At 51.1% G+C, this 23,405-nt stretch carries 18 protein-coding genes; 16 read left to right on the top strand and 2 right to left on the bottom strand.

Translation table 11 applies throughout. The features are described 5' to 3' along the window. Positions 1-73: 73 nt before the first annotated feature. The 15 genes from PGL01S_RS11050 (at position 74) to PGL01S_RS10980 (ending at position 17,958) form a co-directional block, all read left to right on the top strand. On the top strand, positions 74-1,156 hold the full coding sequence (locus PGL01S_RS11050) for a putative 2-aminoethylphosphonate ABC transporter substrate-binding protein (protein WP_127494478.1): 1,083 nt from the start codon (positions 74-76) through the stop codon (positions 1,154-1,156). A gap of 28 nt (positions 1,157-1,184) precedes the next feature. Continuing rightward, positions 1,185-2,222 (top strand): ABC transporter ATP-binding protein, encoded by a 1,038-nt coding sequence (locus PGL01S_RS11045; RefSeq protein ID WP_127494476.1) that lies wholly within the window; start codon positions 1,185-1,187, stop codon positions 2,220-2,222. Continuing rightward, on the top strand, positions 2,219-3,937 hold the full coding sequence (locus tag PGL01S_RS11040; RefSeq protein ID WP_127494473.1) for a putative 2-aminoethylphosphonate ABC transporter permease subunit: 1,719 nt from the start codon (positions 2,219-2,221) through the stop codon (positions 3,935-3,937). The genes PGL01S_RS11045 and PGL01S_RS11040 overlap by 4 nt, the downstream gene beginning before the upstream one ends. A gap of 42 nt (positions 3,938-3,979) precedes the next feature. Next, positions 3,980-4,777 carry a phosphonoacetaldehyde hydrolase gene (gene phnX, locus PGL01S_RS11035; protein WP_127494471.1) on the top strand — a complete coding sequence of 266 codons (798 nt, stop codon included), beginning with the start codon at positions 3,980-3,982 and terminating at the stop codon, positions 4,775-4,777. Continuing rightward, positions 4,774-5,868, top strand: a complete 1,095-nt coding sequence (gene phnW, locus PGL01S_RS11030) for a 2-aminoethylphosphonate--pyruvate transaminase (protein ID WP_127494469.1) — start codon at positions 4,774-4,776, stop codon at positions 5,866-5,868. The genes phnX and phnW overlap by 4 nt, the downstream gene beginning before the upstream one ends. A 100-nt stretch (positions 5,869-5,968) precedes the next feature. Further along, positions 5,969-6,751 (top strand): DeoR/GlpR family DNA-binding transcription regulator, encoded by a 783-nt coding sequence (locus PGL01S_RS11025; RefSeq protein ID WP_127494467.1) that lies wholly within the window; start codon positions 5,969-5,971, stop codon positions 6,749-6,751. A gap of 108 nt (positions 6,752-6,859) precedes the next feature. Beyond that, complete coding sequence (locus PGL01S_RS11020) at positions 6,860-7,930, top strand: AI-2E family transporter (protein ID WP_127494465.1); 1,071 nt, start codon at positions 6,860-6,862, stop codon at positions 7,928-7,930. Between the two features lie 526 nt (positions 7,931-8,456). Next, positions 8,457-11,090 carry an alanine--tRNA ligase gene (gene alaS / locus PGL01S_RS11015; protein ID WP_127494463.1) on the top strand — a complete coding sequence of 878 codons (2,634 nt, stop codon included), beginning with the start codon at positions 8,457-8,459 and terminating at the stop codon, positions 11,088-11,090. Between the two features lie 59 nt (positions 11,091-11,149). Next, positions 11,150-11,407, top strand: coding sequence for an IreB family regulatory phosphoprotein (locus PGL01S_RS11010; protein WP_015845907.1), 258 nt, complete (start codon positions 11,150-11,152; stop codon positions 11,405-11,407). Between the two features lie 16 nt (positions 11,408-11,423). Further along, complete coding sequence (gene ruvX, locus PGL01S_RS11005; protein ID WP_127494461.1) at positions 11,424-11,840, top strand: Holliday junction resolvase RuvX; 417 nt, start codon at positions 11,424-11,426, stop codon at positions 11,838-11,840. 8 nt (positions 11,841-11,848) lie between these two features. After that, complete coding sequence (locus PGL01S_RS11000; RefSeq protein ID WP_015845905.1) at positions 11,849-12,142, top strand: DUF1292 domain-containing protein; 294 nt, start codon at positions 11,849-11,851, stop codon at positions 12,140-12,142. Then, positions 12,142-12,456, top strand: coding sequence for a DUF1292 domain-containing protein (locus tag PGL01S_RS10995; RefSeq protein WP_127494459.1), 315 nt, complete (start codon positions 12,142-12,144; stop codon positions 12,454-12,456). The genes PGL01S_RS11000 and PGL01S_RS10995 overlap by 1 nt, the downstream gene beginning before the upstream one ends. A 135-nt stretch (positions 12,457-12,591) precedes the next feature. Next, the gene (gene mltG / locus PGL01S_RS10990; RefSeq protein WP_127494689.1) at positions 12,592-13,689 is read left to right on the top strand and encodes an endolytic transglycosylase MltG; all 1,098 of its coding nucleotides are present in this window, start codon (positions 12,592-12,594) and stop codon (positions 13,687-13,689) included. Between the two features lie 196 nt (positions 13,690-13,885). Beyond that, entirely contained in the window at positions 13,886-16,042 is a 2,157-nt protein-coding gene (locus PGL01S_RS10985) for a methyl-accepting chemotaxis protein (protein ID WP_244935565.1), read from the top strand. A gap of 92 nt (positions 16,043-16,134) precedes the next feature. After that, on the top strand, positions 16,135-17,958 hold the full coding sequence (locus PGL01S_RS10980) for a peptidoglycan D,D-transpeptidase FtsI family protein (protein ID WP_127494458.1): 1,824 nt from the start codon (positions 16,135-16,137) through the stop codon (positions 17,956-17,958). On the opposite strand, the gene PGL01S_RS10975 is transcribed toward PGL01S_RS10980, so the two are convergent. Next, positions 17,944-19,095, bottom strand: a complete 1,152-nt coding sequence (locus tag PGL01S_RS10975) for an AI-2E family transporter (RefSeq protein WP_127494456.1) — start codon at positions 19,093-19,095, stop codon at positions 17,944-17,946. The genes PGL01S_RS10980 and PGL01S_RS10975 overlap by 15 nt on opposite strands. Before the next feature lie 141 nt (positions 19,096-19,236). Between PGL01S_RS10975 and PGL01S_RS10970 the strand changes: the two genes are divergently transcribed. After that, the gene (locus PGL01S_RS10970) at positions 19,237-20,640 is read left to right on the top strand and encodes a polysaccharide deacetylase family protein (protein ID WP_127494454.1); all 1,404 of its coding nucleotides are present in this window, start codon (positions 19,237-19,239) and stop codon (positions 20,638-20,640) included. A gap of 914 nt (positions 20,641-21,554) precedes the next feature. On the opposite strand, the gene ilvD is transcribed toward PGL01S_RS10970, so the two are convergent. Further along, entirely contained in the window at positions 21,555-23,225 is a 1,671-nt protein-coding gene (gene ilvD, locus PGL01S_RS10965; RefSeq protein ID WP_127494685.1) for a dihydroxy-acid dehydratase, read from the bottom strand. Positions 23,226-23,405 lie beyond the last annotated feature (180 nt).

Below are 23,405 nucleotides of genomic sequence, written 5' to 3'. Positions count from 1 at the left end.
ATTTTACAAATGGGCGTTAAGCTATAACTGTCTTAAACAAGGCGATTACGATGAGGTGGAGGAGAAAGAGTTTATGAAGAAGTGGGTAGGAACAGCACTTACGACAGTACTTATCATCTCTGCGTTAACAGCATGCGGCGGTAACAAAAACAATACGAATGCACAGCAAGGGGCTAATGGCAACAAAGCGGCAGCAGAAGCAAATGCAGAGCTTACGGTTTACACCGCGCTCGAGGATGACCAGATTCAAACTTATCTTGAATCGTACAAAGCCGCTCATCCAAATGTGAAAGTGAATATCGTACGCGATTCGACGGGGGTTATTACGGCAAAGCTGCTGGCGGAAAAAGATAATCCGGTTGCCGACGTGGTATGGGGAACGGCCGCAACAAGCCTGCTTGTCCTCGACCAGAACAATATGCTGGAAGGGTATTCGCCAAAGGGGATTGAGAACATTCAGCCGGAATTCAAGGATAAGCAAGAACCGGCACACTGGGTGGGCATCGATGCTTGGGAAACGGCCTTTGCCGTCAATACGGCAGAGCTGAAGAAGAAGGGGCTTGAAATTCCGAAATCGTATGCCGATCTGATCAAACCGGAATACAAAGGTTTGATCGTTATGCCGAATCCGGCTTCCTCCGGCACGGGCTTCCTGACGGTTAACGGCCTTCAGCAGTTAATGGGCGACAGCGATGCATGGAGCTACCTGGATAAGCTGGATCAAAATATTGCCGTATACACCGAATCCGGCTCCAAGCCGGCGAAGATGGCAGGCACCGGGGAATACCCGATTGGCATTTCCTTTGGTTACCGCGCGATTCAAGAGAAAAAAGGCGGAGCACCTGTAGAGGTGGTATTTCCGGCCGAAGGCTCGGGCTGGGATGTTGAAGCCAATGCGCTGATGAAGAAAGACAACATCAAGCCGGAAGCAAAAGAATTCCTCGACTGGGCAATCTCCGAGGAGCCTATGAAGAAATACAACGAGAACTACGCGATTCTTGCGATGAAGACCGATTCTTCCGTTATTCCGGAAGGTTACTCGAAGGATCCAATCAGCCAGCTGGTCAAGCTTGATCTGAACAAAGCCGCGGAGACCCGTGACGCAACGCTTGCGGAATGGTCGAAACGTTATGAAGCCAAAAGCGAAAAGAAATAAAAGCTGATCCGAAGGAGGACACGGTTCTATGCCACAGAGCTATTTATCCATACAAGGCATCCGCAAGACATTCGGATCGTTTACAGCGCTTGAGCCGATTCACATCGAGATTCCAAAAAATGAATTCGTATGCTTGCTGGGGCCAAGCGGCTGCGGCAAGACGACCTTGCTTCGGATGATTGCGGGACTCGAAACGCCGGATAGCGGCCGGATGGCGGTAGAGGGCAAGGATATTACATCCTTGCCTCCCGCTAAACGCAATGTAGGGTTTATGTTCCAGTCATATGCCCTTTTTCCGAATTTAACGGTAGCCCAGAATGTTGCTTACGGATTAAAGGAGAAAAAAATGTCCAAGCCGCAAATGCAGAGCAAGGTAGAGGAAGTGCTCGGCATGGTTGATCTTTTGTCCTCTGCGAAGAAATATCCCGCCCAACTGTCGGGCGGACAACAGCAGCGGGTAGCCCTAGCCCGCGCGATTGCGTTATCTCCCGATTTCCTGCTGCTCGACGAGCCGTTGTCCGCACTTGACGCCAAGGTGAGAGAGAAGCTTCGCCTCGAGATTCGCAGACTGCATGAGCAGCTTGGCATGACGACGATTATGGTTACCCATGATCAGGAGGAGGCTCTTACGATGGCGGATACCGTTGTTGTAATGAACAACGCCAAGGTTATTCAGTCCGGAGCCCCCGAAGAGATTTACGAACGGCCAAACAGCCGGTTTGTCGCCGATTTTATCGGTGCGGTCAACTTTCTTGAACCTATGGACGGCGGAGACGCGCTGGCGATTAGACCGGAGCATGTAAGGCTTGTTCTTGTGCAGGAGACGGGAAACTATGAAGCGGTGGTGGAAAGCCTGGAATTCCGGGGCTCCTTCTACCGGGTAACGATGAAGGCGCAAGGTCCGATGAGCCGTTATTTCCCGAATGGAATGATGGCGGACGTGAACCGCTCCATCGTTAAGCAGTATCAACTTGAAAAGAACCGCCGCGTCTTTTTTCAATTGCCCGAGGAGCATTTGATAGGCTTTGGCGCAAACCGCCGGGAGCGACTTGAGGTGGTTGGATGAGACTCGCGAAATGGCATACAGCCATGCTCCTCAAACGGGGAAATGGCAGCTGGTTTGAACGTATTGCAATGCTGCTGATGCTTGCGGGATTATGCGTCATGATTCTGCTTCCTTTGTTCTCGCTGTTCAGCAAAGCGGTTACGGACAAACAAGGCGAATATAACGGATTAGAGAACTTTATCGATTATTTCTCCACGCCCGCATTGCTGAGCTCCTTGCAGCACACGGTATACGTTTCCGCTTTGACCGCAATCCTGTCCGTCGTACTGGGCTTTTTGTTCGCATTCGCCCTTACCCGGACGAACGTTCCCGGGAAAATGTTTTTCAAAACGGTATCGCTACTTATGCTATTCGCTCCAACGATGATGCTGGGGATCGGATTAACCTACTTGTTCGGCAACCAGGGTTTGGTTACAACCGGCTTTTTTGACGCGTTGCCCTTCCATTGGGATATTGGTCTGTACGGCCCAACGGGCATTGTTATGGCGGAGGTCATGTACACCTTTCCGCAAGCCTGTCTTATCCTTGTTGTTTCCTTAAGCTTCGCGGATTTCAATCTGTACGAGGCTGCCAAAACCATGGGGGCCGGAAAAGGGAGAATCTTTTTCACCATCACCCTTCCCAACATGAAATATGGCCTTATTTCTTCGTTCTTTGTCTGCTTCACGCTGGCCTTTACGGACTTCGGAGCACCGCAGGTTGTCGGCGGCAGCTATAATGTGCTGGCAACGGAAATCTATAAGCAGGTTATCGGCCAGCAAAATATGGGGATGGGAGCTACGGTCGGCATTATTCTGACGCTTCCCGCCATCCTTGCTTTTATCGTCGACCGGTTTATAACGAGCAGACAGCATGCCATCAGCGCAAGAGCGGTGCCGTACCGCATATCGCCCAGCCGGAAAAGAGACGGGTTTTTCCTAGCCTTCTGCATCGCTTCCTCGGGGATGATCCTGCTCTTAATCGGGACGGTTTTCGCAGCTTCGGTCATCAAGATATGGCCGTATAATCTTTCGCTATCCTTGAAGCATTACGATTTCAGCAAAGTAGCCGGAGGCAGCTTGCAGCCGTTCTGGACCAGCTTGCGGATGTCCGCCTGGACTGCGGTAATCGGAACGGCCGTTACTTTCGCAGGCGCTTATCTGATTGAGAAGACGAAGACCCTGCCGGTACTCCGGCAGGCGGGTTATTTCCTATCGATCCTTCCGCTGGCGCTGCCGGGCATCGTGCTTGGCCTGTCGTATATCTTTTTCTTCAACAAAGCAAGCAATCCGATGCACGGCATTTACGGAACGATCTGGATTCTGGTGCTGGCAAATATTGCACATTTCTACTCCGTAGCTTTTGTTACGGCAACAAGCGCACTGAAGAAGCTGGACCGCGAGATTGAAACGGCCTCCGACTCTTTAGGCGTTCCTAGGTACAAAACCTTGCTGAGAGTGACGCTTCCCTTATGTCTGCCGGCCGTTCTGGAGATGGCGATGTATTTCTTCATCAATTCCATGGTAACCGTGTCGGCGGTAATGTTCCTCTATGCGGCAGATCTGAAGCTGGCCTCCGTATCCATCGTAAATATGGAGGATGCGGGGGATATAGCGCCTGCAGCCGCGATGTCGACCTTGATTGTAATGACGAATATAGGGGTACGGCTGCTCTATGAAGCGGTCACCCATCAGATTAAGAAGAGAACGCAAGCTTGGCAAACGAGAGAGCAATAATGAGAAATCAATAACCGAGAAACCAATAAGGAGAGATGAATCATGATTAAAGCAGTCATGCTGGATTGGGCAGGCACCATGGTTGATTTCGGCTGCTTTGCGCCGCTTAACGTTTTTGTGGAGGTCTTTGCGCGCAAGGGAGTTCAGGTAACGGTTGAGGAAGCCAGGCAGCCGATGGGCATGCTGAAGCGGGATCATATCGCGGCTATGTGCCAAATGGAGCGGATCGCCGGTATTTGGGAAGGTCTTTACGGAAGAAAGCCAGGCGAAGCGGATATCGATGAATTGTACGCGGACTTTGAACCGCTGTTGTTCAGCACCTTAAAGGACTATGCGACGCCAGTCCCGGGAGCGGTTGAGCTTGCGGATAGATTGCGCAGCCAAGGAATTGCCATTGGTTCTACAACCGGTTATACAAGAGCGATGATGGACGTGGTGTGCAAAGGGGCCAAGGAACAAGGCTATGAGCCGGATACCCTCGTTACGCCTATGGAAGTCTCTGCTGGAAGACCTTATCCATGGATGATCTACCGGAACGCGGAAATGCTTGGCGTATATCCGATGCATCACATTGTTAAAGCCGGCGATACCGTAAGCGATATGCTGGAAGGCGTAAATGCGGGCTGCTGGACGGTCGGCGTAATTGTAGGCAGCAGCGAGCTTGGCATGACAGAGGAGGAAGTAGCCGGATGCGCAGAAGCGGAGCTCGCGGAACGCAAATCCGCCGTTGCGGCCAGACTTCAAGCCGCAGGCGCCCATTACGTCATTGACCGAATCGGAGAGCTGGATAGCGTCATCGCGCAAATCAACGCTCGTATGGAGAGAGGAGAACGTCCATGAACCGCCCTTATTTGCTGCTGACTCCAGGACCGCTTACGACTTCGGACACGGTTAAAGAGGCGATGCTTCGCGACTGGTGCACTTGGGACCAGGATTATAACGGACTGGTGCAGAGCATTCGAACCCGTCTGGTGAAGATGGCGACCTCTTCGCATGAGTCTTATACTTCGGTACTCATGCAGGGCAGCGGCACCTTCAGTGTGGAGTCCGTTATCGGCACGGTTGTTCCGCAAGACGGCAAGCTGCTTGTGCTGACCAACGGGGCTTATGGCAATCGGATTGCTCAAATGGGCGCCCTGTACGGGATTTCCACCTCCGTTCTGGACTTCGGCGAGACGGAATGCGTGAAAGCTTCCGCGGTTGAGGAACGCCTTCGGGCCGAGCCGGATATTACTCACGTTGCCATGGTCCATTGCGAGACAACAACGGGCATGCTGAACCCGATCGCCGACATATCGAAAATCGTTAAAGCTCGCGACAAAATTTTTATCGTGGATGCGATGAGCAGCTTTGGCGGGATTCCGATCGACGTGGCGGAACTTGCGATTGATTTTCTGATCAGCAGCGCAAACAAATGCATTCAAGGCGTTCCCGGCTTCGGATTTGTTATTGCGCGGACGGAAGCGCTCCTCGCCTGCAAAGGCCAGGCACGTTCATTGTCCCTCGACCTGTATGATCAGTGGGCGGTGATGGAAAAAGGCGGAGGCAAATGGCGTTTTACCTCTCCGACCCATGTGGTGCGGGCGTTTGACCAGGCTTTAGTCGAGCTGGAGGCAGAGGGTGGTATAACAGCGCGCCATCAACGGTATAAGACGAATCAGCAGCTGCTAGCGGAAGGAATGGCTCAGCTTGGCTTTTGCGCCCTGCTTCCGAAGGAGCTTCATTCTCCGATCATTACGTCCTTCTATTACCCGTCCAGCAAACGGTTCAGCTTCGAAGAGCTGTATGACAAATTGAAAGCTGCCGGCTTTGTCGTCTACCCCGGCAAAATCAGCTCGGCCGACACATTCAGGATCGGCAATATCGGCGAGATCTACAAAGAGGATATCGTGAAGCTGCTGCAGGTGATCAATAACGAGATGTTTTGGTAATAACAAGAAGACGATCCTGCGATGGAAGGAGTTTGTCCGTCCGCGGGGAAAAAGTAGAAATGGGTATCGCAAAGAGAATCGGAAGAAGGGGGCGCCCGTTATGTCGCTAATTGGAGAAGAGCGAAAGAGAGAGATACTGGACATCCTTAATGATGCGGGCAAGGTTCAGACGAATGATCTGGTGAAACGCTTTGGCGTTTCGTCGGAAACGATCCGGCGTTACCTGGAGGAGCTGGAGTCGGAGAACCGCCTTAAGCGCGTATACGGCGGGGCGGTAAAGATGACCCTTGTCTACGAGGAGCTCTCCCATCTGAAACGCGAGGTATTAAGGGTAGAGGAGAAGCAGAGGGTTGGCCGTGCTGCCGCCGCACTGGTAGAGGACTATGACGTGATCGTTATCGATGACGGTTCCACAACGCTGCAGATGATTCCCTATCTTCTGTACAAGAAAAATCTGACGATCATAACCAATTCCGTTTCCGGTTTGAATATGATTCTGGACTATCAGAACAAAGAAATGTTCTCGGGTGACGTCTTTTTTATCGGGGGAAAGATTGACCCCAGGCATTACCGGATATCCGGCTCCTTGGCGGAGAAGTTCATGGAGAACTTTTTCGTGAACAAAGCTTTTATTTCCATTGACGGAATCTCTCCGGAGCAGGGAATAACAAGCTTTGACTCCAGCCGGGCGCTTCTCGTTCAGACCATGATGCAAAAGAGCGAGCAAAGCATCATTCTTGCGGATAGCAGCAAGTTCGGCGCAAACCGGCTGTACAAGATTGCGGATCTGGCGCAGCTTGATACGGTTGTTTGCGAGGAGCCTCTCCCTGCGGAATGGTCGGAGCATATCGATAAGAAGCTGAAGTGGATCGTGGCGGAATAAATACGAATTAGGCATTTATGGATGAAAAGGACCGCTTGTACATATACTGAAGCAGATTGCTCTGTCAATCTATGGCTTACGGGAATGAAACAAGCGGGGGTGAAGACGGTGGAACGGTTGACGAAGAGCCGTCTGTTTGTGTGGCTGGTTTATATCATTATGGGGCTTCTTGCCCTGTATCTGCTGCTGTTGGTAAAGCCTATTTTTATTCATCTTTACGTGTTCTTGAGGTCGATCCTCGCCCCGTTTATTATCGCAATGATCATATCCTACGTGTTGAATCCGGTTGTGACGATGCTGCATGAGCGGAAGGTTCCCCGGACCGCGGCGGTACTGCTGATTTATGCCGTGTTTTGCGCGGTGCTCGCCGTCATATTGGTTAATGTGATCCCGATGTTCAAGGAACAAATGGACGAGTTGAACCGTCATGTTCCCGATCTGACCTATCGCGCGGAAAGCCTCGTGAGCGACTTGAACAATACCTCCTTCCTTCCGGACAGCATCCGAGACGGGATGAACAAGTCCATTTATCAGATGGAGAAGAAGCTGTCGGATACCGTATCCCATTTCATCAACAATATCGGGTCTGTCGTAAATGCGGTATTTATCGCTTTTATCATCCCGTTCCTGGCATTTTATATATTGAAGGATTTCGATTTGTTCGAGCGGACGGTTATTACCTACGTTCCGAAGTCGCACCGCAAGCATACCGTCAGGCTGCTCAAGGATATCGATACGGCGCTCGGGAGCTACATTCGGGGGCAATTTATCGTCTGTATCATCGTTGGCATACTCGCTTATATCGGCTACATCATTGTCGGGCTTCCGTATCCGCTGCTGCTCGCCAGCATTGTGTCGGTTACGAACATTATTCCGTACTTGGGTCCATTCTTTGGCGCGGCTCCGGCCCTTCTCGTTGCATCCACGATTTCGATGAAAATGGTGCTGTTTGTCGTCATCGTCAACATGGCTTGCCAGGTGCTTGAGGGCAATGTCGTGTCCCCGCAGGTGGTTGGGCGCACGCTCCATATTCATCCGCTGGCGATCATCTTCGCCTTGCTGGTCGGAGGGGAGATAGCCGGCATTGTCGGAATGATTCTGGCGGTTCCGATCTTTGCGGCGCTTAAAGTGATCGTCCAGCATATCTTCGCTTATTACGTCAGGCGAAAGACCATTTGACAGACGTCGCGTTGGCCGATATACTTTAGACAGTTGCAGCAACTATTACATGCAAAGCGTTGATGGAAGGAAGTAAGCCATAGCCCGTCAATCAGAGAGAGAGCTTCTTCGCCTTCGGGCGTCGGCTGTAAGAGCTCTTGGGACGAAGAATGGCCGAAAGCTACTTTCGGAGTGTGAACGAACTTCACCGGGAGGACCCGTTATCGTCCATACGAGGAGATTGCTTTTGAATGCGGCGGCAAGCGTGCATTCGGGCAATAACCAGGGTGGTACCGCGATATTAAATTCGTCCCTGTCTTATGACAGGGACTTTTTTATGTTTAAAAACATGTTTTAGACACTTTTTAAAAAATCAGAGCTTTCTGCACGGAGAGAAAATTCGAAGCTTTTGGAGCGGTAGCGCCCGCCTTTGTTTTTGAATTTCAACCTTGTACATATCGTTCAAGAAATTCAAAAACAACAGCGGCCGAAGGCTCGGAATTTCTCATAGTGCGTACAGCTCAATGTTAAACGGAGGCGTAAAACAATGAAAGCAAGTGAAATTCGTTCCAAATGGCTTTCCTTCTTCGAAAGCAAAAGACACCATATCGAGCCAAGCGCATCGCTTGTGCCCCACAACGATCCGTCGCTGCTCTGGATCAATGCGGGCATGGCTCCGCTCAAGCCTTATTTTGACGGACGCGTCATTCCCGACAATCCACGCATCACGAATTCGCAAAAATGCATTCGTACAAACGATATCGAGAATGTCGGCAAAACCCGCCGTCACCATACGTTCTTCGAGATGCTGGGCAACTTCTCCATCGGCGACTACTTCAAAGAAGAAGTCATCACTTGGGCTTGGGAGTTCCTGACGAGCAAAGAATGGATCGGCTTCGATCCCGACCGCCTCTCCGTTACGGTCTATCCGGAAGACGAAGAAGCGTACAAGTACTGGAACGAGAAAATCGGCCTTCCGGCTGAGCGCATCTACAAGCTGGACGAGAACTTCTGGGATATCGGCGAAGGCCCATGCGGACCTTGTACCGAAATCTTCTATGACCGCGGCGACAAATACGGCGATCTGAACGATCCGGAATGCTGGCCTGGCGGCGAGAACGAGCGCTTCCTCGAAGTGTGGAACCTTGTATTCTCCCAGTTCAACCATAACAAAGACGGCAGCTACACGCCGCTTCCGAACAAAAACATCGATACAGGCGCGGGTCTCGAGCGTTTCGCTTCCATCCTGCAGGATGTGGACTCCAACTTCGATACGGATCTGTTCATTCCGATCATTGAACGTACTTGCGAAATCGCGGGCGTGAAATACCATGTCAATGATGAGCATGACGTTGCGCTGAAAGTAATCGCCGACCATATCCGTACGGTTGCCTTTGCGGTGGGCGACGGCGTTATGCCTTCCAATGAAGGCCGCGGCTATATCATCCGCCGTTTGCTCCGCCGTGCCGTGCGTTACGGAAAAACAATCGGCATCGACCGTCCGTTCCTCTATGAACTGACTTCGGTTGTTGGCGAGATTATGGGCGTCTACTATCCGGAGGTTGTCGACAAACGCGAGTTTATCGAGCGCGTTATCCGTACGGAGGAGGAACGTTTCCACGAAACGTTGTCCGAAGGTCTGGTAATGCTGTCCGATCTGGTTGCGGCGGCACGCAAAGCGGGCACAACAGAGATCGGCGGCGAGGACGCATTCCGCCTGTACGATACGTACGGCTTCCCGTTCGACCTGACGGAGGACTTTGCTTCCGAGAACGGCATGACCGTTGACCGCGAAGGCTTTGACTCCGCGATGGAAGCACAGCGCGAACGCGCACGTGCAGCCCGCCAGGATACGGGCGGCATGAACGTGCAGGGCGGTCCGCTGGCCGACTTTACGGTTAAAAGTGAATTTGTTGGCTATAATGAACTGGTAACAGAAGCCCAAATCACAGCTATCGTCCATGAAGATTCGCTGGTAGACCTCGTAGGCGAAGGCAGCCGCGTGCTTGTGCTGCTCGACCGCACTCCGTTCTATGCGGAAAGCGGCGGTCAAATCGGCGACAAAGGCACGATCGTAGGCAACGGATTTACGCTGCAGGTTGAAGACGTCACGAAGGCGCCGCATGGCCAAAGCGTGCATCATGCCGTGGTTGCTTCCGGAACCGTTCGTAAGGGAGAGACCGTGGAAGCGGTCGTAATCCGTTCGGTACGCGAGGATGTCATCAAGAACCATACGGCAACTCACTTGCTGCACAAAGCACTGAAAGAAGTGCTTGGCGACCATGTTAATCAGGCAGGCTCGCTGGTGCAAGCAGACCGTCTGCGTTTCGACTTCTCCCATTTCGGCAGCATCACGCCTGAAGAACTGACGGAAATCGAGCGCAAGGTCAACGAGCAAATCTGGATTGGAACTCCCGTTGTTATCGAGAGCAAGCCGATTGCGGAAGCAAAAGCAATGGGCGCTATGGCCTTGTTCGGCGAGAAGTACGGCGACATTGTGCGCGTCGTGCAAGTCGGCACTTACAGCATCGAGCTGTGCGGCGGCTGCCACGTCGCGAATACGTCCCAGATCGGTATGTTCAAGCTGGTAAGCGAGAGCGGCATCGGCTCCGGCGTACGCCGCATCGAAGCGGTAACCGGCCGCCATGCTTACGGCTATATGGAAGGTCAGCTTGATCTCTTGAAGCAGGCTTCGGCGCTTCTTAAAGCAAACAACAACGATGTTCCAAAACGGATTGAAGCTCTGTTCGCGCAAGTGAAAGAGCTGGGCCGCGAGAATGAATCGCTGCAGGCGAAGCTGAGCCGCATCGAAGCAGGCTCCCTTGAGCAAAGCGCGAAGACGGTTGGCGACGTAACCGTATTGAGCGCGAAAGTCAGCGCGCCAACCATGGATGCTCTCCGCGGCATTGCGGACGAACTGAAAGCGAAGCTGCCTTCGGCCGTTATTATCCTCGGCGCCGTGCAAGAGGACAAAGTAAGCCTAGTTGCAGCCGTATCCGCCGACCTGGTGAAGAAAGGCTTCCATGCCGGCAAGATCGTCAAAGAAGCGGCTGCGCATTGCGGCGGCAGCGGCGGCGGACGTCCGGATATGGCACAAGCCGGCGGCAAAGACGCTTCGAAGCTGGACGAAGCTTTGAAACTTGCCGAAGAACTGGTTCTTAACCAATCAAATGTGATATGATAGCAGTGTAAATGTAATAAACTAGTTAATAAATGCGGTTGGAAAGCGAGGTGCTGGCGATGAATTCCATGGACAACACGATGAAGTTTAATGTGAAGGCGGAAGGCGAATCTTCCTCACAAGACATTTTGCTTACGGTGCATGAGGCGCTTCTGGAGAAAGAGTACAATCCGATCAATCAGATTGTTGGGTATTTGCTGTCCGGAGATCCCGCCTACATTCCACGGCATAACAACGCCAGAAGCTTAATTCGCAAGAAAGAACGTGATGAACTCATTGAAGAGCTTGTCCGGTTTTATCTGAACAACAAGAAATAAGAATTGGGAGCCGGATATGAGGACAATGGGTTTGGATTACGGTGACCGCAACATCGGAGTTGCGGTCAGCGATGCGTTCGGCTGGACTGCGCAGGGACTGGAAACCGTTCACAGGCGCAGGGACGGCGGCGAAATGGATCGGATTGCCGAGCTGGTGAAAGAGCATGAAGTAACGGAAATCGTTGTGGGACTGCCGAAAAATATGAACAATACGATTGGCCCCCGCGGCGAAATAAGTATGGCATTCGCAGAGCAGCTTCAGCAAACACTAAACTTGCCTGTTCACCTTTGGGATGAACGGCTGACAACGGTATCCGCCGAGCGGACTTTGCTTGAGGCGGATGTTAGCCGGAAGAAGCGAAAGCTAGTAATAGACAAAATGGCGGCAACGCTTATTTTGCAAAATTATCTCGATTCTAAAACGAAAAGGTGAGGGTTGCGATGACAAAGGATGACCTGCAGTTCGAAGAACCGGAAATTATTTATATTCCGGATGAAGACGGCAACGAAGAAGAATTCGAAGTCATCATGAAGTTTGAAGTGGATGGCTCTGATTCGAAATATATGATGGTTGTTCCGCTTGCAAGCGAAAATGACGAGGAAGATGAAGTATACGCTTTCCGTTACGAAGAAGAAGGCGACGACCTGAAGCTGTATACGATCGAAGACGAAGAAGAGTGGAATATGGTTGAAGAAACCTTCAACACCCTTCTCGGCGAGATGGAGGAAAATTAATGGCAGATGACGAGCGCATTATTCCGGTTCCGCAAGAGCGGCTTCGGGAAGTGTTCGGGAATGTAATCGAGCTGGTCTCCGAGCATGGAAGTCTCGACAAATTCGAGATCAAGGCGGAGTTCCTGCTTGGCCCGTACGTCTATGCCGCTCTGCAGTCGCCTGACATGAAGAAAGAGCAGGAGGTTGAGCTGTTCCGCGTCATCCTGACCGATAACGGCGAACCCCAGCTTGAAACGATTGAGGACGATGATGAGTGGGAACTTGCGGCGGAAGCTTACGATGATCTTCTGTTCGCAAACGACGAAATGCCTTAATTGCATACGCAAGTTGAGAAGAGCGGCTCCCACCGCTCTTTTTCTCAGGCTTTCGAAGGAAATTATTGTCGGAAAATGGATGAATCTGATGAAATATAGTTTGCGTGATCATATTTTTTAGGAGGAACGCGGTTGGTGCAATCGAGACAGCAGCATTCAAGATCAGGACCCTCGGCAGGCCGTATTGTCCTGTGGGTCATTTTATCGCTCCTGGCTCTCCTCATTATTGGAGCGGGGAGTGTCTTTTTGTATGTTTGGAACGGGTTAAAGCCGACAGCTCCAGGCGAACCTGTCCGAATTGAAATCGCCAAGGGCGCTTCGGCGTTTGCGGTATCCGATACGCTGGAAGAGCATGGCGTTATCAAGAACTCCTTTTTGTTTAAATACTACTTGAAGGCCAAGAAGGAAGGCTCCCATTTCCAGGCGGGCGTCTATGATTTAAGCCCCGGCATGGAGAATGACGAGATTATCGCTAAGCTGAATAGCGGAGACACTGTAGCCGAGGCCATGATCCGGTTCACGATTCCGGAAGGCTTTACTTTGCTTCAGATTGCCGACAAGCTGTCGGAAGAAAAGCTGATCGACAAGGCTAAATTTCTGGCGCTTGCGGATTCCGCCTCGGGCTGGGAAGGCGCGGAGGCCGTAAAATCGATACCTGCCGACGACAAGCTTCATCACCGGCTGGAAGGGTATTTGTTCCCGGAGACTTATGAGCTGAAGAAGGGTAGTACGGAAGAGGATATTCTCAAGCGGATGATGGCGGAGCTGGACACGAAGCTGAACACCTTGCCGGAGGGCTGGACGGATGTTCTTGCAGAGCGCAAGCTGACGCTCCATCAGCTGCTCACGATTGCTTCCTTGATCGAGAGAGAGGTTGTTGTCGATGAGGAGCGGCCGGTTGTGGCCGGCGTTATCTATAACCGTCTGGCGAAAGGAATGCCTCTCCAGATCGATGCGACCGTTCAGTATTTGCTGGATAAGCCAAAGGAACGGTTATACGAGAAGGATCTGCAGATCGACAGTCCTTATAATACGTACAAGATTGACGGACTGCCGCCGGGTCCGATTGCAAGCCCAAGTCTCTCTTCGATTAAAGCGGCTTTGTATCCGGAGAAAAACGACTACTTCTATTACGTCACGAAAAAGGACGGCTCGCAGACGCATCTCTTTGCCAAAACGTATAAAGAGCATCTGAAAAATATCGAAACGAGCAATCAAACCGCTGCGAAATAGGGTGGAAAATCTCGACAAGGAAGGACATTTGTCCTTCCTTGTTTTTTATTGGGAAAAAATAGTTGTTCGAATCTACTAATCAATTGACATTTTCCGACCGATATAAAATAATAGGACTGTACATACCAATATAGGGTAATAGAACTAGACCGATCCAGCAGACAAATTACATAACGATAAAGAGGCGGTGTCTTGCATGAAGAAAACGGACAAACCTAAAAAAGTTAAAGAGAAGCCGCAAAATATGAAAGCGCAATCAAAAGCGCAGGCGGTTACCGCACAAACAACGAAGCAAGTAACGCAGACTTTCACATCCATTTTCTCCAACCCGTTAAAGTCGGTAGGTACAAAGCTATTCCTGATTATTTTCGTCAGCATTATCGCGTGCGTATTGGTAGTGGGTCAAATGGCCTATTCAAAAGCGAAGGGTATCGTTGAGGATAAAGTTTCAAGCGCAAGCTTCGAGACTATCGTACAGGCTTCGGCGAACCTGGATATTATTCTGAAGACATACGAGGATCTGTCGATGCAGATCATGATCGATAAAGAATTCCATAAGCTTGTTTCTACCCTGGAGGAGAGCACGGAAGCCTTTGATTTGTTTGAGGCGGAGAAGAATTTGGGAGACCGTCTGCAAAACGCGGTGATGGCCAACAAGGCTATTATCGGTGCCTATTTGCTGCCGCTGGACGATAAACTACCGGTTATTACGTACGGAACGGCCTCCGTGGCCGTTGCTCCCGATCTGATGAAATCGGATTGGTTCGAGAAGACGAAAACCTCTAAAGGCGGCGTGAACTGGATTGAAACGCAGCCAACGGGCTTTGGCACATCGGACAAGCTGCCGTCGATTGGTCTCAGCAGGCAGATGAACAACACGACAACGAATGCGGCCTCGTATATCCTGCTGATCGAGCTTAACCTCGAGGATATCCGCGGCCAATATGAAGACGTATCGCTTGGCAAAGGCAGCAGCATTTACCTAGTGGACAGCGATAATAAGTACATCTCATCTCCGGACAACAGTCTTATCGGCAAAGGCAACGTCGTTAAACTGAATATTGATGAGGAAGGATCGCTGAAAGAGAAATCCACTGACGGGGAAGAGGTTCTGTCCGTATTCAAGACGCTGGATACAACAGGCTGGAGACTGGTCGGAACAATCCCGGTTAACGAACTGGTGAAAGACGCCGGCGTTATTAACAAAATGACCTGGCTGATTGCATTGGTTGCGATGTTTATTGCAATTGCTATCGGCATGCTGGTTATCCGGACCATTGCAATGCCGTTAATGGCGATGCGTAATCTGATGAATGAAGGCGAACGCGGCAATCTGACGGTTCGTTCGAATATGAAGAAACGCCAGGATGAGATCGGTCAGCTTGGCGACAGCTTCAACAAAATGATGACACAGATTACGGCGCTTGCGAAGCAAACAACCCAGTCGGCTGACGATGTTTTGTCTACGGCTGGCGAGCTGACCGATGTGTCGAAGAAGACCGCGATTTCGGCAAGAGAGATTTCCGTTGCGACGGAAGAAATCGCAAGCGGCGCATCCAGCCTTGCTGTTGAGGCGGAAAGAGGCAGCGATCTGACAGGCAATATCAATCATCAAATGAAGTCGGTTATGGAAGCAACCGGCCATATGGTAGAATCCGCCGGCGAAGTGGAAAAAGCAAGCCAGCAAGGTACGGCGTACATGGGGCTTCTTATTCAGAAGACGGGCATGACGGAAGAAATGACTCGTTCCATGGTAGAGAAGGTAGATAGCCTCAAGCTGAGCACCGGTTCGATCGTAAAAATTCTGGATGTATTAAACAATTTGACGAAGCAGACGAACATTCTGTCGCTGAACGCAACCATCGAAGCGGCGCGCGCCGGAGCGGCAGGCAAAGGCTTTATGGTCGTAGCCGACGAGATCCGCAAGCTGGCGGATCAATCCCGTCAATCGATCGATGTCGTAGGCCAGATTACGGAGACGATCATGACGCAGATCGAAGAGACGGTTACGGTATTGTCCGATGCGTATCCGTTGTTCCAGGAGCAGATTGGTTCGGTTAAAGAAGCGAACCAGCTCTTCCTCACCGTACAGAACCAGATGGGACAATTCGTGCAGAAGCTGGATTCGGTAACGAATTCGGTCACCATGCTGGATCAATCGCAAGCGGTGTTAACGGAAGCGATGGGAAATGTAAGTGCCGTTGCGCAGCAGTCCTCGGCGACTTCCGAAGAAGTCGCGTCGCTTAGCACGGAGCAGCTCAGCATTAGCAACGGGCTGGTTAACCTGTCCGAGAAGCTGGATGCCGTATCCCGCGGTCTCAAGGATTCGTTGTCCCGTTTCAAAATCGATTAATCGTAAGCCGTCCAATTGGATCAAAGATCCTTTTGGACGGTTTTTTTGTGCTCCGGTAAGGTGATAATGTCTAATGACTGGAGGCGCCTTACATGAGAAGACGTATTGCTGTAATCGGGTTATTATTCGTATTTATTTTGTCCGGGTTTATTGCGAGGCTTGCCTGGCTGCAGCTGACTCCCGGTTTCGGGCATAAGAATGCCGCTACTGCCATGAGTCGGACAAGCTGGAAGCGGATGTCGGTTATGCAGCGGGAACGGAATCTTGTATTGGATTCAGGCCGGGGAGATTTCGTAGACCGATATAATAAGCCAATCACGGGCGAGACGTATTATACGCTTGCCTTATTTCCCGTGAATATGAGGTTTGAAGATGCCGAAACGGAGAAAAAGTGGCATCAGAATGTGCGGCAGCTTGCCGCGATGCTGAATGTAACGGAAGGACAGCTGGTAAGCTGGTGGCAGGAGCTGCGGGAGCCGTCTTTCTGGCATAAGGGGAAGGACAAGCTTCCTTATCGCTTATCGGACAAACAGCTGCAGAAGCTGGCTTTGCTTCATTTGAACGGAGTAAGAGCTCTGCCATACCGGAACCGTTATTTTTCGGCATTTGCCGCCAAGCAGGCGCTTGGGTATATCAGCCAGCATCCGGAGCATCTAGAGCTGGCGTATGCGAAGGAGCTTGAGTCAGGCAAACGGAAAATCAACGAGCTGATAGGCGGTTCGGGTCTTGAAAAGTCTTTGGATAATTTGCTGCATGGCGCTGGCGCTACATCGGTCTCTTATTTTACGGACGGCAACAAGGGGCCGTTGCTGGGGCTTAATTACCGCGTTACGGGGCCGGGAAATCCGTATTATCCGCTACAGGTTCAGACCACGCTTGATCTTGAGCTGCAGAACAGGCTTGAGGCCTATATCGATGCCAAACCGCTCAAGGAAGGGGCGATTGTTGTTCTGGACGCGGAAAACGGAGATATTGTGGCGATGATATCCAGGCCGCAGATGGAGCCGCTGCAGCTGGATGACGAGAAGGAGTGGGCCAATCATGCGATTCAGGCGGCCGTGCCCGGCTCTATTTTTAAGCTGGTAACCGAAGCTGCCGCTCTGGAAGCTGGAGTGACAAGCGAGAAGGAGCGTTTTACCTGCAACGGGGAATACGGCAAATACGGCTTGTCCTGCTGGAAAGAGGGCGGGCATGGCACGCTTACGCTGCAGGAGGGACTCGCGCAGTCCTGCAATATCGTATTCGCGACAATCGCGGAACGGTTAAGCGCGCAGCAGCTGCAGCGTACAGCAACCGCCTTGGGAATTGGGAAGCAGGCCGGGTGGCATTCGGAACGGGCCTTTGGGCCGTTCCATCATCCCCTCCGGCTGCTACAGGAAGAGGAAGCCGGGCGGTTATTCCCGGCTGTGGCCGGCGTCAAGACGGATGGCGGCGTAATGGCGCATTCCGCCATTGGGCAGCGTGATGTATTGATGACGCCGCTGCAGGCGGCGAATCTGGTCCTCACGCTGCTTAACCACGGGCGCGTGATGGAGCCGCGCCTTGTCCGGGAAATCCGCTATGCCAACGGCCAGCGGATGGTGACCATCCCCGCGAAGAGCGCTTCGGCGGCGGATGGCCGGATTCGTCCGGCCACCGCGCGCAAGCTGCTTCGCGGCATGGAGGCGGTTGTCGACCATGGAACAGGCCGGTCGATCCGCCAAGGACTGTGGGCGGTAGCCGGCAAATCCGGCACCGCCGAAATAATAAGGGCCGGAGCGCCCCGCGTGAACCAATGGTTCACGGGATACGGTCCGGCCCAAAAGCCCCGTTATGCGGTTGCGGTGCTGGCGGAGAATCGTCCGCCTGATAGCAGTAATCAGGCAACGGAGCTGTTTCGCGGCGTCATGGACATTCTCGCCTTATACTCCCGTTGAAGGCTGCTTGCCGTCGATTTCCTCCTCGGCGGCAGCCGGGAACGGATGAACGTCGAACTCGCCTTGCGGCGTACGGATCCAGCGGTGGAAGAAGCCTTGCTCGTACAGCGCTTTGATCAGAATGATGATGATTGGCGACAAAATGACGCCTGCTACGCCAAATAAATGCAGCGATACGATCATGCAGGATAGCATCGTGAAGGCGGATACGCCCAGCGTATCGCCCGTAATTTTCGGCTCTACGATATGACGCGTCAGAACAACGGCAACCAAAAGCACGGACAGCCATACGGCAAGCGTCGTTTGACCAACCAGGAACAAATAAATGATCCAAGGAATAAACAGCGTACTGACGCCAAGAAGCGGCAATACGTCGAAGATTCCGGCCGTTAAGGAGATTGCGAAAGCATTTTCGACTCTAAGAACAAGCAGCGCAGCGAAAATAACGAGGAACGTAATACTCATCATTTTTGCCTGAGCCTTCACGTAAGCTCCAATTCCTTTAAATACATTTTCTCTAAGGAAGAAGAAAGCTTTTTTGAACGTGTTAGGCGTTTTGTCGTTGGCGGTTTTTTTCCATACTTTAATCTCAATGCTGAGGAAGTACGCCAGAATAATCCCGATTACAAAGTTGAAGAGAAAAGTAGAGAAGGACGAAATATATCCGATCAGACCGGTGAAAATAATATTGGCCAGCTTCGGCAAATATTCCGTTGCTCCGTTAATGTACTCGGTGATTTTATTGACCCATTCGGGAGGCAGTGCTTGAAGCTTTTGCTGGAACACGCTGGAATCATCCTGCACCTGCTCCTTGAAGAGCTCTTGGTACTGTGGCAATTTCACCTTGATGAAGTCGGCGCCTTGGCTTGTAATGATGTAGGCTAGTCCGGAAAAAAGGCCAATAATAATGAGGGAGAACACCAGCACGGATATGCCGGAAGCGATCGATTTTTTGATCCCGATTTTGTTCAGCCGCTTGGCCAGCGGTTCGATAAACAGATAAATGACAAAGGCAAAGAAAATAGGCGTCGCGATCTTGTACAGATAGCTGAAGGCGAACATAACCAGATACACCGTTAGGGCAATAAGTGCTATGTCGAATGCAGTACGCCAGTATTTCTTGTAAAACGGAAGCATACAATAATCTCCTCTCGTACAGGAATCAAATCCCTGTTGTGATTGTACTATAATTTTTAAAACGATGCCTATAATTAATGCTCATATGGTACAATTAAAGGTATCGTGTTTATAACTTTCATAAACGGTGGGGTATAGAAAATGTTACAATTGCTGCTTTGGGCATTTTACTTCTTGTCCTTGTATGCCTTTATCCCTGCGCTAATCAGCCGTGTTTTCGGATTTCGCGTATTCAAGAAAGGCCGTGTCACAAGCGATATCGCTTTAACCTTCGATGATGGTCCGGATCCTGAATATACGCCCCAGCTGCTTGATCTGCTTGCCCGTTATAAGGCGAAAGCCACTTTTTTTGTAGTAGGCTCACATGCAGAGAAGCATCCGGAAATACTGCGGAGAATGCATGAGGAAGGACATATAATCGGTATTCATAATTATGTTCATAAGACCAACTGGTTTATGAGGCCAAAGACGGTTCGCAGTCAGATCGATCGTACCTCAGACGTAATACGGGAGGCTGTCGGGATTCGTTCCGCTTTTTATCGGCCGCCTTGGGGGATTGTTAACGTCTTTGATTTCATGAACCGCAATAAGATGCAAATCATCTTGTGGTCGGCCATTTTCGGGGATTGGAACGTTAAACTTGGCGCCGAGAATCTCAAGCGGAAAATGATGAAGAAGATGCGCCCCGGAGAAGTATTGCTGCTGCATGATTGCGGCCGTACGCCAGGCGCGGATCCTACGGCACCGGCGAATATGCTGCTTGCTCTTGAAGCTTATATGGAAGTAGCGACGAAGCGGGGCTTTCGATTTGTCGGCATAGCGGAGATGATGAAATTGACAGAGAAAACGCCGAAGCAGTCTGTAATGAAGAATGCGTTGGTTGGAGCATGGCTGCTCTACGAGAAGCTGTACCACGTGGTTTTCCGGTTGAAAACGGTCGGGGGCGAGAATGCGGCATTCCATTACCGTGTCATCAAGTACCATGGGGAGCCGGTTAAGCTGGCGGATAACGGCTTCTTGAGGCACGGGGACAAAATCGTTGAGCTTCATTTCGACAATAAGATGCTGTCTTCGATTGCCTTGCAATCGGGCTCGCCGTTAGCGACGGGAATTAGGCTGCTCCGGGAAATGGAACAGGCTTTGCCGCAGCTTGCGAGAACGCTCGCCAAGGACCCGGAAGTAGATGGGGTGCGCGCGATCTATGGCGTGACCATGATCCATCGCGGCGCGGACCGGTTAGGCTTCCAGGTGGAGCCTCTGCCGGACGGCATGTTCGCGCGGACGACGCGGATATATCTAAAAATCCTTGCCAGCGTTCTTACCAATAAACAGCGCAACGCAAGGGGCAAAGCAAAGCGGGATTCCATCAAACCGCATATGCTGTTAATGCCGCTGGAGCAGCTTCTGATGTTTGCCGTAAACGGAGCGCATGCTTCCACGGCCAAAGGCGCCAAGCCTCATCAGGAAGTAGCGGCGGCAAAGTCGGCACCTTCCCTCGAAAATACGGATGCTTCCGAAATGGACAGCAACCCATCCGTTATCTAAACTAAACAAAGCCTGGCGGTCAACGACTGCCAGGCTTTTTTATCCCTCTTCTAGCTTAACGATATGCCATATCGTTAAGCCATTCATTCCCACCATACTGAACCACCTTAACGATGCCGCACATCGTAAGGCCAGCCCGAAATCAGCTGTTTCTGCGAAAATCCCCGACATCCCGCCTTCCTAACGATATGCCATATCGTTAAGCCGCTTATTCACGCCAATTTGAATCACCTTAACGATGCCGCACATCGTTAAGCAATGGGAGAGAAGGTAGCCGAGTAGGTTGATGTGTCCTATGTAAACGTTGTGGAGATGCTGCTCTTAACAGGTTAATTTGTAGATAGGGGGAGGACGGTATCTGCAATTGTAGTGAATCAGCTTGAAATTAGAAGATTTGATGCAAATGTTGCTTGGAACGTGGATAGCTTTGGTCTTAGTAAGGTGTTGGGATGTTTGGGTGGTTGGGGTATTTGGTTTAGGTATGGTTTAGGTATGGTTTAGGTTTAGGTTTAGGTTTAGGTTTAGGTTTTAGGTTTAGGTTTGGTTTAGGTTTGGATTAGGTTGCTTCTCCCGACAGGGAGGCGCGACAGCTTAAAAAGCTGTCAGCCAAACTTTCACCTGTGCCGGGTTCATCAGGCACAGGTGCATTCCATTCCTCCCCAAAAGGAGCAGAATGGAGTCAGCGACGTCGCCTCTGCTGCTGTCGTTTGCTCCAATGGAGCAGACGTATATCTCTGGAGAAGCGAAGCGTTCGCCTTTGGTTGCCGGATTCCAACTTTGCTAATAGTTGAATCAGAGGAATCCGGAACCAACAGCGATTGGAAGAGATATACGTCTGCGGAGTGCTGCTGTACATCCCACATAAAACAAAAAAAGCAGCCCCCAAAGGAGCTGCTCAACTCTAATTCTGCGAACTACATCTTCATTACGCCGCCCGTACTTGCATTCGTAACGAGGTGCGAGTAGCGAGCCAGGTAGCCGCGTTTGATTTTTGGTTCAAAGCCAGGCCATGCGGCGCGGCGTTTTTCCATTTCTTCGTCGCTGATCAACAGGTTAATTCCACGATTGTTCATATCAAGCTCAATGATGTCGCCGTCTTGAACGAAGGCGATCGGGCCGCCTTCCGCCGCTTCAGGAGAAACGTGGCCGATACTGATGCCGCGGGATGCGCCGGAGAAACGACCGTCGGTGATCAGGCCGACTTTAGTGCCAAGACCCATACCAACGATTTGCGAAGTTGGAGCAAGCATCTCTGGCATGCCAGGACCGCCTTTAGGACCTTCGTAGCGGATTACGACAACATGACCTTCTTTCACTTTGCCGCCGGCGATGCCAGCCAGTGCATCGTCTTGGGAGTCAAAGCAGATTGCAGGACCTTTATGGTAGCCGCCAACCGATTTGTCAATAGCGCCGACTTTAACGATCGAGCCGCCTGGAGCCAGGTTGCCGAACAATACAGCCAAGCCGCCGCGTTCGCTATGCGGGTTATCGATCGTACGGAGAACATCGGTATCTAGAATTTCACAGCCTTCAACATTCTCGCGAAGTGTTTTACCAGTAACCGTTAAACGCGTGCCATCCAATGCGCCATCTTTTTTGAGCAGCTCATTAAGAACAGCGCTTACGCCGCCTGCAACATGAACATCTTCGATATGGTAATCGGATGCTGGAGCAATTTTCGCAAGATGCGGAACGCGTTCTGCAATTTCATTGATGCGTTCGATTGGGTATTCTATACCAGCTTCATGCGCAATTGCAAGCGTGTGTAGAACGGTATTAGTTGAACCGCCCAAAGCCATATCAAGAGCAAATGCGTTGTCGATAGTTTCTTTTGTAACAATGTCACGCGGTTTAATGCCAAGTTCGATCAGTTTCATCAGCTGGCGAGCCGATTCTTTAACGAACTCTTTACGCTCAGGCGATACAGCAAGAATCGTACCGTTACCTGGCATTGCAAGGCCAAGGCCTTCCGCAAGACAGTTCATGGAGTTAGCTGTGAACATTCCGGAGCAAGATCCGCAAGTCGGACAACCGAATTGTTCTAGTTCAGTAAGACCTACTTCATCAATCTTACCAGCGATATATTGGCCAACGCCTTCAAATACGCTAGTCAGGGAGATTGCACGGCCGTCAGAAGTTCTGCCGGCTTTCATTGGTCCGCCGCTTACGAGCATGGTTGGGATGTTTACGCGAAGGGCACCCATCATCATGCCAGGCGTAATTTTGTCGCAGTTAGGAATGCAGACCATTCCGTCGAACCAGTGAGCGTTAACTACTGTTTCTATGGAGTCCGCAATAATCTCGCGGCTGGCAAGGGAATAACGCATCCCGATGTGACCCATCGCGATACCGTCGTCTACGCCGATTGTGTTGAATTCGAACGGCACGCCGCCCGCTTCGCGAATTGCTTCTTTAACCAGTTTGCCGAACTCCTGCAAATGGACATGACCTGGAATAATATCGATATAAGAGTTACAAACCGCAATAAACGGTTTGCCGAAATCTTCTTCTTTTACGCCTGCTGCCCGCAGAAGACTGCGGTGAGGTGCGCGGTCAAATCCTTTTTTAATCATGTCTGATCTCATTTTCTTAGGCGCCATGCTAGTCCCTCCCATGTAATGTCATACCTTTGAGTTTATCATATCGGACAAACCTTGGCTACAAGAGCAGAAGCCGCGAAAGGCCGTAAATGCTTGTAAAACAGAGCAAATAAGGCTTATTATGGTCATTACGCTCTAACTGCCTACAATTTTCGACAAATTTAA

Source organism: Paenibacillus glycanilyticus NBRC 16618 (assembly GCF_004000805.1).
In the GTDB taxonomy this organism is placed as follows: Bacteria; Bacillota; Bacilli; order Paenibacillales; family Paenibacillaceae; genus Pristimantibacillus; species Pristimantibacillus glycanilyticus.
This window is presented reverse-complemented; position numbering and strand designations above follow the sequence as displayed.

What these genes read in the sequence shown, in the direction of transcription:
- PGL01S_RS10975 (WP_127494456.1), bottom strand. Translation starts at nt 19,095, where the DNA reads ATGCTTCCGTTTTACAAGAAATACTGGCGTACTGCATTCGACATAGCA.
- PGL01S_RS11045 (WP_127494476.1), top strand. Translation starts at nt 1,185, where the DNA reads ATGCCACAGAGCTATTTATCCATACAAGGCATCCGCAAGACATTCGGA.
- PGL01S_RS11010 (WP_015845907.1), top strand. Translation starts at nt 11,150, where the DNA reads ATGAATTCCATGGACAACACGATGAAGTTTAATGTGAAGGCGGAAGGC.
- PGL01S_RS11040 (WP_127494473.1), top strand. Translation starts at nt 2,219, where the DNA reads ATGAGACTCGCGAAATGGCATACAGCCATGCTCCTCAAACGGGGAAAT.
- ilvD (WP_127494685.1), bottom strand. Translation starts at nt 23,225, where the DNA reads ATGAGATCAGACATGATTAAAAAAGGATTTGACCGCGCACCTCACCGC.
- PGL01S_RS10970 (WP_127494454.1), top strand. Translation starts at nt 19,237, where the DNA reads ATGTTACAATTGCTGCTTTGGGCATTTTACTTCTTGTCCTTGTATGCC.
- ruvX (WP_127494461.1), top strand. Translation starts at nt 11,424, where the DNA reads ATGAGGACAATGGGTTTGGATTACGGTGACCGCAACATCGGAGTTGCG.
- phnX (WP_127494471.1), top strand. Translation starts at nt 3,980, where the DNA reads ATGATTAAAGCAGTCATGCTGGATTGGGCAGGCACCATGGTTGATTTC.
- PGL01S_RS11050 (WP_127494478.1), top strand. Translation starts at nt 74, where the DNA reads ATGAAGAAGTGGGTAGGAACAGCACTTACGACAGTACTTATCATCTCT.
- PGL01S_RS10985 (WP_244935565.1), top strand. Translation starts at nt 13,886, where the DNA reads ATGAAGAAAACGGACAAACCTAAAAAAGTTAAAGAGAAGCCGCAAAAT.
- PGL01S_RS11025 (WP_127494467.1), top strand. Translation starts at nt 5,969, where the DNA reads ATGTCGCTAATTGGAGAAGAGCGAAAGAGAGAGATACTGGACATCCTT.
- PGL01S_RS10980 (WP_127494458.1), top strand. Translation starts at nt 16,135, where the DNA reads ATGAGAAGACGTATTGCTGTAATCGGGTTATTATTCGTATTTATTTTG.
- phnW (WP_127494469.1), top strand. Translation starts at nt 4,774, where the DNA reads ATGAACCGCCCTTATTTGCTGCTGACTCCAGGACCGCTTACGACTTCG.
- PGL01S_RS10995 (WP_127494459.1), top strand. Translation starts at nt 12,142, where the DNA reads ATGGCAGATGACGAGCGCATTATTCCGGTTCCGCAAGAGCGGCTTCGG.
- alaS (WP_127494463.1), top strand. Translation starts at nt 8,457, where the DNA reads ATGAAAGCAAGTGAAATTCGTTCCAAATGGCTTTCCTTCTTCGAAAGC.
- PGL01S_RS11000 (WP_015845905.1), top strand. Translation starts at nt 11,849, where the DNA reads ATGACAAAGGATGACCTGCAGTTCGAAGAACCGGAAATTATTTATATT.